This is a genomic window from Thermodesulfobacteriota bacterium, assembly GCA_035559815.1.
In the GTDB taxonomy this organism is placed as follows: Bacteria; Desulfobacterota_D; UBA1144; order Nemesobacterales; family CSP1-2; genus DATMAT01.
Genome location: DATMAT010000013.1, coordinates 1 through 10,560 on the forward strand (window position 1 = coordinate 1; position 10,560 = coordinate 10,560).

The 10,560-nt window shown below is 46.6% G+C and carries 7 protein-coding genes; 3 read left to right on the forward strand and 4 right to left on the reverse strand.

The window, feature by feature from the left end:
• The coding region (locus VNN20_02955; GenBank protein ID HWP91143.1) for a TCP-1/cpn60 chaperonin family protein at positions 1–542 on the forward strand (542 nt) is incomplete at its 5' end.
• A 118-nt stretch (positions 543–660) separates the two neighbouring features.
• Here the strand turns inward: VNN20_02955 and cofC are convergent.
• Positions 661–1,362 carry a 2-phospho-L-lactate guanylyltransferase gene (gene cofC / locus VNN20_02960; protein ID HWP91144.1) on the reverse strand — a complete coding sequence of 234 codons (702 nt, stop codon included), beginning with the start codon at positions 1,360–1,362 and terminating at the stop codon, positions 661–663.
• A 175-nt stretch (positions 1,363–1,537) separates the two neighbouring features.
• Here cofC and corA point away from each other — a divergent pair, with 175 nt between their 5' ends.
• Positions 1,538–2,602, forward strand: a complete 1,065-nt coding sequence (gene corA / locus VNN20_02965; protein HWP91145.1) for a magnesium/cobalt transporter CorA — start codon at positions 1,538–1,540, stop codon at positions 2,600–2,602.
• A gap of 598 nt (positions 2,603–3,200) precedes the next feature.
• On the opposite strand, the gene dacB is transcribed toward corA, so the two are convergent.
• Both dacB and polA read right to left on the reverse strand, forming a co-directional pair.
• A complete protein-coding gene (gene dacB, locus VNN20_02970) occupies positions 3,201–4,607 on the reverse strand; it encodes a D-alanyl-D-alanine carboxypeptidase/D-alanyl-D-alanine-endopeptidase (GenBank protein ID HWP91146.1) in 1,407 nt (468 codons plus the stop codon).
• 212 nt (positions 4,608–4,819) lie between these two features.
• Positions 4,820–7,624, reverse strand: coding sequence for a DNA polymerase I (gene polA, locus VNN20_02975; protein ID HWP91147.1), 2,805 nt, complete (start codon positions 7,622–7,624; stop codon positions 4,820–4,822).
• A gap of 329 nt (positions 7,625–7,953) precedes the next feature.
• Here polA and VNN20_02980 point away from each other — a divergent pair, with 329 nt between their 5' ends.
• The gene (locus VNN20_02980) at positions 7,954–9,690 is read left to right on the forward strand and encodes a tetratricopeptide repeat protein (GenBank protein HWP91148.1); all 1,737 of its coding nucleotides are present in this window, start codon (positions 7,954–7,956) and stop codon (positions 9,688–9,690) included.
• Between the two features lie 70 nt (positions 9,691–9,760).
• Here the strand turns inward: VNN20_02980 and VNN20_02985 are convergent, their stop codons facing one another.
• On the reverse strand, positions 9,761–10,471 hold the full coding sequence (locus VNN20_02985) for a hypothetical protein (GenBank protein HWP91149.1): 711 nt from the start codon (positions 10,469–10,471) through the stop codon (positions 9,761–9,763).
• Positions 10,472–10,560: the final 89 nt, after the last annotated feature.

A 10,560-nucleotide genomic window follows, 5' to 3' on the forward strand; every position in this document is an offset into this window, starting at 1 on the left:
AGGAGAGGTTGGCGAAGCTGGCTGGAGGGGTGGCGGTGATCCGGGTAGGAGCGGCGACGGAGGCAGAGATGAAGGAGAAGAAGGCCCGGGTAGAGGATGCGTTAAATGCGACCAGGGCGGCAGTAGAGGAGGGGATAGTGCCCGGGGGAGGAGTGGCGTTCATCCGGGCGATAAAGGGGTTAGACAATATAACGGAGGTAGACGACGAGGAGAGAGCGGGGGTGAACATAGTGAAGAAGGTGCTGGAGGAGCCGCTAAGGGAGATAGCGAGCAATGCCGGATGGGACGGGTCGATAGTGGTAGAGAAGGTGAAGGAGGGAAAGGGTTCGCATGGGTTTGATGCGGCCAGGTTGGAGTACTGTGATTTAGTGGAAGCAGGGATAGTGGACCCGACCAAGGTGGCCCGGAGTGCGCTACAGAATGCGGCGAGCGTAGCCGGGTTGTTATTGACCACGGAGGCCCTGGTTGCCGAAAAACCAAAGGAAGAGAAGAAATTTGGCGGCGGGATGCACGGGCATCCGGGAATGGAAGATGAATTCTAATCTAAAGTAAATAAATTACGGGGCGGTGTATGGCCTACGCCGTCCCCTTTTGTTTTCCCCGACGATAAGGCTTTTCCTGAAAGATGTAAGTTTCTTTACCATCGCTCGATTCTATCAATCAAGGCAATTTGAGACCTTTCTGGATTATTCCTATCCTGGTCAGTTCCTTATAGGTTTTGGTGTCAGTTTTATGAGATACAAAAAAGGCCAGGTCATTTGGCTCGTCTATATCTAGGGCTATTCTGGGAATGGTGTATTTTTCGTAGGGGATTTTTCTCTGTTCCGCTTCATGAATATGCCTTTTAAAGCTGTCGTATCCGAAGCGCGACGGAAAACAATCAGGCGGCCTCCTCAGAATGGCGTTTGTTCCCATCTCGTCCCGGGAAGGGATCAATATTGCCGATGGATATTCCCTTTCTCTTTCCAGAATAAAATCTATGTCTTCTGTTGTGGTGAGAGGTACATCTCCGGGTACGACTAGCACCGAGCTCGCCCCGATTTCTTTGCATATCACCGAAGCCAGGTCAACAGAGGCGCTTTCACCCTTCTGCTCCTTTTCCTGTATAACCTCGACCCCTAGGTTCTTGGCGATTTCTACTGCGCTCTCGTCCATAGTCACCACGAAAAAACGGTCAAGAAGCCTCGATTGTTTAATTGCGGTTAGCACATCCTCTAACATAGCCCGGGCTAAGGCAGTCCTGTCTTTTTGGGACAGGATAGGGGAAAGCCTTTCCTTGGCCTTAGATAGGTCTTTTACTGGCACAATGGAGAATTTCATTCGAACAATGTACAGGAATTTTACGCCTATTTCTACTAGCATAATTACCTGTTGCACCAGCAAATGCTTACAAGCACTAGGCCCAAGTATTTTGAACAATGCACTTTCTCAGATTGAAAAACCGCATTTTTTGGGGTTAAATTGACCACATACATGGGCATTGATTAACGATTTACATTCTCTATTGGCGAATCTTTAATGGCATAAGGAGAGCCCTATGCAAAGATTTCTCATGAATAGGTCGGCAAAGGCTGGTCTTCCTCCGGGGACGCTTGTTCATATAGGAGAAAAGAAAACGGATGAAGTAAAGATTACTCTTATCGATTATGACGAAAAGGATTTTCAGGAAATAGAGTTAAATTCTATCGAGGACTGTTTTCCCTATAAAGACAAATCCACCGTATCCTGGATAAATATAGATGGTCTTCACGATGTCGAGGTAATCCAAAAGGTTGGAAAACACTTTGGTCTTCATCCGCTCTTGCTGGAGGACGTTTTGAATACGTCACAACGTCCGAAGCTAGACGATTACGGTAATTATTTCTTTATTGTTTTAAAGATGCTTTCCTGTGATGAGGAAGAAGGCATAATAGAAGCGGAACAGATAAGTCTCATCCTGAGCTCCAAGCTGGTTATATCTTTTCAGGAGGGGGTAGGAGATGTTTTTAATTCTGTACGGGAGAGGATCAGGAATAACAAAGGGCGGATCAGAAAGGCCGGAGCCGATTACCTGGTTTATAGGCTTATGGACGCTGTAGTTGATAACTACTTTTTTATTCTTGAGAAAGTAGGAGAAAGGATAGAGGACTTGGAAGAAGAACTGGTGACCAATCCTACCACCGAAACCCTGGTGGAAATCCATGAATTGAAGAGGGAGATGATATTTCTCCGTAAATCGGTATGGCCTTTAAGAGAAGTGGTAACCAGCCTGGACCGCGATGAGTCATCTTTGATTGAAGCTTCGACACACACCTATCTGAGAGACCTCTACGACCACACGATCCAGGTAATCGATACGGTCGAGACCTTCAGAGACTTGATTTCCGGCATGCTGGACATATACCTTTCGAGCGTCGGTAACAGGATGAACGAGATCATGAAGGTATTAACCATTATCGCCACGATATTTATTCCGCTCACCTTTATCGCCGGTATCTATGGCATGAACTTTAATTACATGCCGGAACTGCAACATCCCTGGGGTTATCCGGCGGCACTAGGTGTAATGTTCTTATTAGGATGCTTAATGCTGGTTTACTTCAGAAAGAAAAGGTGGTTGTGAACGTTTGGCTCCTGGGGTGCTCACCATTCTAACCTATTCATGCCGTAGTTCTTCTATACTATCGGGCTTAGGTGCAGTGGTTGCCCGATAGAAATCAAAAAAGATAGATAATTAAAGGGGCTATTGCTTGAGTCATGAACAAAGTAGCGAGTTTAGTTGTAATAGCCCGGATATAATCAAACAGATACTGTATTAGCGAGTCGGACCGATTTCAATTCTCCGAATGTTACTCTGAATACCAAGCAAAGGAATAAATTCCGTCGAACCATGGGTCTTTCCTTCACCCTTCGTCTCCGCTCCAGGGTGAAGAGTTATTACTGTGAATTTTCCTTGTCCTACATGGTGAGTGCTTCGCAAGTTCAGCATAGGCTCAGTCGAACCATGAGCACATTCGATAAACTCAGTGTAAAATCGGCGAGGAGTCTATTATAGTTTTTTCCGTCATCCTGGAACGGAGCCAAAGATCTAGATTCTTCACCGCTTGGCTGCTCGAATGACGGTGGGGAGAATTCATCGAAGAAATTCAGGCGCAGTCGGACAAACCAAATTTTCATTATTATAATTTAAGGGAAATCAGAAGTGAGTTACTGGCGGTTGTTCAGTGGCTGGTAGCACCATTGCTTTTGCAGCATTCTACCAGTTGAATAAGGAGGTCATTTTGGAACTCTCTTGCTTTCCATCCTGAGCCATTATCCAGTATGGAAAAAACGAGGACATCTCCGGTTTTGGTGTAGATATAGCCGGAGAGAGACCGTACATTGCTCAAATACCCGGTCTTTGCGAATACTCTGCCCTTTACGTCTGGTGTGCTGAACCTATTTTTAAGCGTTCCGTCCACACCGGCAATAGGAAGGGAAGTGATAAACTGGAGGCTGATCATTTGATTTTTGTAGGCGTACTTAAGGACATCAGACAAAACTTTTGGTGAAACTTGATTGAGCGGAGAAAGACCGGACCCGTCGACAATGACAAATTCATCATTCACGCCAATTCTATGGAGAAACTCGGTGACAACCTGGGCCCCGCTTTCCCAGCTTCCCGGAATATACTTGAATTCCGCTCCAAGTGTCTTTAGGATGTTCTCTCCTATGATGTTCACGCTATTTTTATTGTATTCGTTTATTATCAAATTCAGCGGGTCAGAATAATGGGTGTAAATAATCCTGGCCCAGTGTGGGACTTTATTCATAACTACAAACCCCTGGACCTTTATCCCGGAGTCTTCCAGTATCTTCCGGAAGGCGCTTCCGGTATAGGTGGTCGGGTTATTGACGGTGGTCTTGATTGTATATGAAGGAGTTCGTGGAGAAATCCTTCCCTGAAGCATTATCGTCTTTCCGTCTTCAAGCCACTTTGCCGTAACTCCCCCCTTTTTGTTGCTGGTAACCGCCTTGTTTATGATATTTATATTTGTGCCGCTTGGTTCTAACTTCACCTTAGGGATCTGACCGAGCTTTGAAGGATACACTTTTATTTCAAAGGTATTCTGGTTGAGGGTAAGCGCACTTATCGGCGGGCTGTAAAAGTCTCCTTTCCATTGCTCTTTCCATCCCTTCCCATATCTCGTGCTGTCAAAAAAGGAATCATCTACGGTGATTCCGCCCCTCACCTCTTTTATACCCAGTTTTTTGAATTCATGTGCTATAGAATTGAGATGCTCGGTGCTTAGAGTCGGGTCCCCATAGCCCTTTATGTAAAGTCCGCCATGAAGAACACCTTCTAATACCCCTCCGCCGGAGTAAAACTCGGTTTTAAATCTGTAATCACCCCCGAGAAGAGAGAGTGCGGCGACGGAGGTTATCACTTTCTGGTTTGATGCCGGGACGAAGAGTTTTTCTGAGTTGTGTTCCAGAATTTTTTGATCAGTTGTGAGAGACTTTACGATTACTCCGAGCTTACCATTACTTCTTGCCTCTTCCGGAATTAGTTGATAAAGGTCCTGCGACCACCCAGCGCCGCTTGTGATGAGGAATAATGCCGCTATCGCTGAGTAAAGAATCTTCATCAGGGCAACTATCTTAACACGCATCCGGAAAATTGAAAAGGGTAATTGATGAAATTTTAAATAGTTTCCGTTTTCTAATTATGAGCTACGATATCGGATGCGAATAATTGAACTGCAAGCAGATTATCATAACATTGTTGATATGTAGAATGGTTGTGGCCATTGGGTGATTCTACGATTAAAGAAGAAATCCAGTTGGAACGGTCTCTATATCAATGCGCCTCGGCCCAGTTCTTTCCTACACCTATATCCACCCGCAGCGGGACGCGTAGCCTCCAGGCGCCCTCCATCTCTGCCTTTATTATTCTCGAGACCTCCTCGAGTTCATCCTCGTGGGCTTCGAATAAAAGCTCATCATGCACCTGGAGTATCATTCTGGATTTGAAACCGGACTTTAGTTTCTGATGGATTTTAATCATGGCAATTTTAATTATGTCGGCGGCAGAGCCCTGAATAGGGGTGTTTATGGCCGTGCGCTCCCCGAACCCTCTTGTCCCTCTGTCTTTTGACCAGAGTTCTGGAATAGGCCGGCGGCGTCCAAGTATGGTTACGGCATAGCCGGTCCTTTGTGCATACTGAACGGACTTTTCCATGTAAGACTTCACGCTCTGGTAACGCTTGAAATACTCGTTAATATAGCTCTTGGCTATGGAATTCGACGTCCCCAACTGTTTTGCCAGCCCAAATCCGCTTATTCCGTATATGATTCCGAAGTTGATGGTCTTAGCCAGCCTTCTCATCTCCGGCGAAACCAGGTCTTCGGATACCCCGAATATCTCGGAAGCGGTGCGGCTGTGAATATCGCTCCCGGCTAGAAATGCGTCCACCAGGCTTTTATCCTCGGAGAAATGGGCCAGCAGTCTGAGCTCTATTTGAGAATAGTCCGCGGAAAGAATTAGATACCCCTCCTCAGGAACAAATGCTTCCCTAATTCTCTTTCCCTCGGGGGTTTTAATGGGAATGTTCTGAAGGTTCGGTTCGCTCGAACTGAGCCTTCCGGTGGATGTCCCTACCTGGTTAAAGGAGGTGTGAATTCTTCCCGTTTCCGGGTTTATGAGCTTAGGCAAAGCATCGACGTAAGTGGACTTTAGTTTTGAAATCCCCCTGTAATCAAGCACCTTTTGCGGGACCGGGTGAAACTTGCCTAACTCGTTTAAAACCTCCACATCGGTGGACGCCTCCCCGGTCCTGGTTAACTTCCTGCTCGGAAGTTTTAGCCTGTCGAAAAGAACCTCCCTCAGTTGTATCGGAGAGTTTAAATTAAATTCAAACCCTACTTCCGAGTAAATGTCTCTTGCCATTTTATCAAGACTTTTCTCAAACTCGACTGATAGTTCGGCCAGTAAGGAAGGCTCGACTCTTACACCGTTTATCTCCATTCTTGCCAGCACCTCTATGAAGTCAAGTTCTATGTCTTTGAGAACGTTCAGTAGGCCTAGCTCCTGGAGTTGGGAAATCAATTTTTTACTGAGTATCATAGCCACATCTGCATCCTCGCAAGCATAAACCTTAGCCTTTTCTATTCCCACATCGCTAAAATCTATCCTATCCCGGCCTGTTCCAGTGACGTCTTTGTAGGTGATGGTCTTGTGTCCGAGGTAGACCTTAGCCAGCTCATCCAGGCTGTAGCTCATTCTGGAGGCGTCGATCATATGCGCGGCAATGATGGTGTCGCAGTATATTCCTTCGAGCTTTAGTCCATATCTCTCCAGGACTATGAATTCGTACTTCAGGTTCTGTCCGATCTTTTTGATTTGAGCATCTTCTAGGAGCGGCTTGAGCTTTTCGAGGACATAACCTAGCTCAAGTTGTTTGAAGCGGCCGGTAATCATGGAGTTGTGGGCGACAGGGATATAATAAGCCTCGTGCGGTGCCGGTGATAAGGCAATCCCGACAATCTGAGCCTTCATCGGCTCCTGAGACGTGGTTTCCAGGTCAATCGATACCTCTCCGGTCGACCGGGCCCGGGTTAAGACCTTGTCCAAATCCTCAGGCGAAACCACCAGGTGGTAATCGTCGTAGGATACTTGTTCGGACCGGGAGATAGTTATAGGTGAAGAAACGGGGTTTGGGGATGGAGGCTCCTTGAGAAATCCTAACTGGGAACTGCTTTGTGCAGGCTTTTTAGACTTTTTTCCAGAAATGCTGTCCGGTTTGGACTTGGGGAGAACCCCGATCTCTCTTACAAGGGATTTGAATTCCAGTTCTTCGAAAATCCCTGCCAGCTTCTCTTTATCAAAACCCCCATACCGGAGGTCTTCTAAGCTCACGTTAATCGGTACATCGGTCTTTATGGTGACGAGCTTTTTACTTAGTAGCGCATTTTCCCTGTTAGCTTCTAATAGCTCCCTCTGTCTCTGCGGGATATCGTTAATGCTCTCTAGGAGCTTTTCCAGTGACCCGAACTTCCTTATGAGTTCCGATGCTGTTTTCTCTCCTATCCCCCGCACCCCGGGGATGTTATCTATGGAATCTCCGGAAAGGGCAAGAACATCTGTGACCCTCTCCGGCGGGACGCCGAACCTTTCCACTACCTCATTTATGCCGGTCTTTTTGTTTCGCATGGTGTCGAGTAGCGTCACCTTATCGGAAACAAGCTGGCAGAAGTCCTTGTCTCCGGTTACCAGTACGACATTACTGCTTTTTTCCTCGGTTCTCACCGCCAGTGTTCCGATGATATCGTCGGCCTCGTACCCTTCCATCTGCACTTGCGGTATCTGAAGAGCATCCACGATCTCGAATATCTTCGGTATCTGCAACTCCAGGTCATCGGGCGGGGCGCCTCTATTTGCCTTGTATAGTGGGTAAATATCGTCCCTAAAGGTTTTGCCCTTTGAATCAAAAACGATGCCCAGGTATTCCGGCTTGTAATCCTTCAGGAACTTGAAGATCATGGAGGTGAATCCGAATATGGCGTTCGTGGGGAATCCGGAGGAGGTGCGGAGGCTCCTTATGGCGTGGTATGCCCTGAAGATGTAGGAGCTTCCATCGATGAGATATAGGGTCTTATTATCCATTGCTTAACATTGTAGGGTTAGAGGGGAGAGGTGTCAAAGAGAGTCCGAAGAATTACTAAATTCTTTATCACTACATTTTCATGGCATTTCCTCTTGTATGACTAGCCATTAAAAACGGTTTATAATTACACCGGGTTGAGCACAGCTAGTGCCGCAGTGCCCGAAGATTCATGGATAACTCTATTTCAAAAAAGACACACTGTGAAGAATGCGGTGAGGAATTAAGCACCGTTTCTGACTTTCTAAAGCATATTAACAAACACAAACCCAAAGAGCGGTCATCCGAGTCTTTGACTGTGTCTCGACTATATAAGGGTGTTAAAAGACTGATGGAAAATGTACTTTTGTGCCTTGCTTTTTTCTTGGTCTTATTACTTGCGACCGTTCTGGTCTTTGAGTTTGGAAAAAAACAGCCGATAGTCACACCCTTTGACGTCCCTCCGGAGCTAAAGGAGATGACCGGCGTTGCAATTGCCGAGCTTCTTATAGACAAAATTAACAACAAAATTTCTTCCGTGCCCACTACTAATTACGCCGGGGTTATGGGAGCGGGGCTTGACTTTGGATACCAGGCTGCACAAAAGCCGGAGCCGGTTCGCCTGAAGCGGGCCAGTCCGGAGGGTTTGACCATAAAGATGGAGGTAGGGGGAATATCCTTGGACTCCTTTGTTTCCTACGTAAAGGGGATATTTGGGAGGGAAAACGAGGTAATTTCGGGGGACGTCATAAAGAAAGGAGACGACATAAAAATAATAGCCAGGACGAATAAGAAGGGGCCCTGGGAGGAGGAGGGAAAGGAAAGAGACCTGGAAGCTATGATCGATAAACTGGCCGAGCAGATGGCTTTCGCCATGGCCCCCGACTATTTGAACCGAATTGAGCTAGCCAGATTCTATTCTAACAACGGAAAATATGAAGAGGCGGATATGGTTTATAGAAAGATTACGGAGGCCAATCCCCGGAATGTAGAGGTTTATACGGAGTGGGGCAGGGTGCTTTCAAGGCTCGTGCGTTTGAGAATAGCGAAGCCCGAAGAGGTGGATGAAAAGTATGAAAAAGCTTGTAAAATAGCCTGGAACTGCGGTGACCTGGGCTTTGAAGAATGCTTCAATAGTTACAAACAAGCTCAAACCCAGAAGAAGGATGCAAACGTTCTTGTAGAGTGGGGTATAGCGGAATCAATTATGGGTCAAAGTGAAGCGGCCATCGAAAAATACAGGCAGGCATCTGAAATCTCCCCCGATAATCCTAAGGTCTATGCCCAATGGGGATATGAGCTGGCTCTATTAGCCAGGACAAAGAAAGTAAGTGGGGATAACCGGGGAGGGGATAGAGACTATACCGATGCACTATCCAAATTCCAGGGGTTTAAGGGAAAGCCCGATGCGGAGTTTTATAATTACTGGGGAACTGTGCTAGCCATGATGGGAAAATACGACCGGTCGATAGAGAAGCGAAGAGAGTCACTCAAGATCGACCCGGAATACTATTTGGCTTATTATGACTGGGGCTTGGATTTATATTATTGGGGAAGACAGTACGATAACGAAAAAAAATTCAATGAGGGAACAGAGAAATACCTTGAGTCCCTGAGCAAGTTTAAACAGTCAATCTATCTAAACCCCAAGTTTGCCGATTCCTATTACCGCCTGGGGGTTAGTCTGGTAACTTTGGGAATGAACGAGGATGCAAAAGGGGAGTTTCAGAAAGCAATTCGGCTCGACCCAAGACATCCCTATGCTTACAGCGATTTAGGATATGTGTTTGAACGGCTTGGCCAATACGATAAGGCTATAGAGAAGTATAAAGAGGCTAGAAGAATAAACCCTTATTATGTTCCTACCTATGAGGGATTGGTAAAATCCCTGGAGGCTAGCTCTAAGGGGGAAGGAAGCACTCCCGAGCTGAAGAAAGAACTTGCCGAAGCCTATTATGGCTGGGGCTGGGCACTGGATAAATCGGGCAGGCATGATGAAGCAGTCGAGAAATACAGAATGGCGGAGGAATTAGGGAGCGATTCCTTCAAATACGGCTTTGGCGGTCAATCAGGTGAAAGCCCCCCCTGAGCAATTATCAGGCATGAAGTTAATCAGCAGCTATCGAGCTTTGTACTAATAACGGCAGGAGAGAGTAGGCTCAGCGAGAACGGCTCTCCACGGCGAATGGAAAACTGAGCCGGCGAGGCTCACCCTCTACTTCATAACCAATTTCGACTGTTAAGTACCTAACCTGAGTTGGAATCCTTTTAAAATATATGAATCCCTCAAACTTTGCATTCGGTTGTAGCAAGCCGGGGGTAAAGGCTTGGGTGAATATATCATCATAGCGCGCCGAATAATAAGCTGGGGGATAATACCAGCCCGGGTAAAAGGGATCGTAAAAGAAGGTGTTGAAGCCGAAGCCATAGGGGCGATAAAATCCGCCGTATCCTAACCCGAATGAAAAAAACGGGCGGAAGAACAAGCCGGGCCTGAAGTCCGCTCTTATGATGCCAACCACTGTCTCCGGGGGAAGGGAGTTATACTGGACCCGGTTCTCATCGATTATGGTTATGTCGGTATAGTCAAAGAAAAGTGTTTTATCCGTATCGTTCCTTACCAATAGGTAAAAGGGAGTAACGTAGCTGGAAAGGTCGCTCGGTCGTCCGCTCCAAGCAGATGCCTGTACCCTTATGGTGACACCGCGGTCGCTTTTGGTAGAGCTCCGAAATTGAGGATCTATCGAGCCGCCGTCCGGTAGGGGAACCAGTTGACGTGATGCACAGCCGGACAACAGAAGGATTCCCAGGATTAGGCCTAGACTCAAATTAAACGTCAATTTGTGTGAAGATATTGATAGCTTATGCATGCGTTATCCGTAATTAATATTGTAGCTAAAGGCGGGGTCAACTTCTACGTTTGCACTATTAACCGGCGATTGAATTGAAAATTAAATAA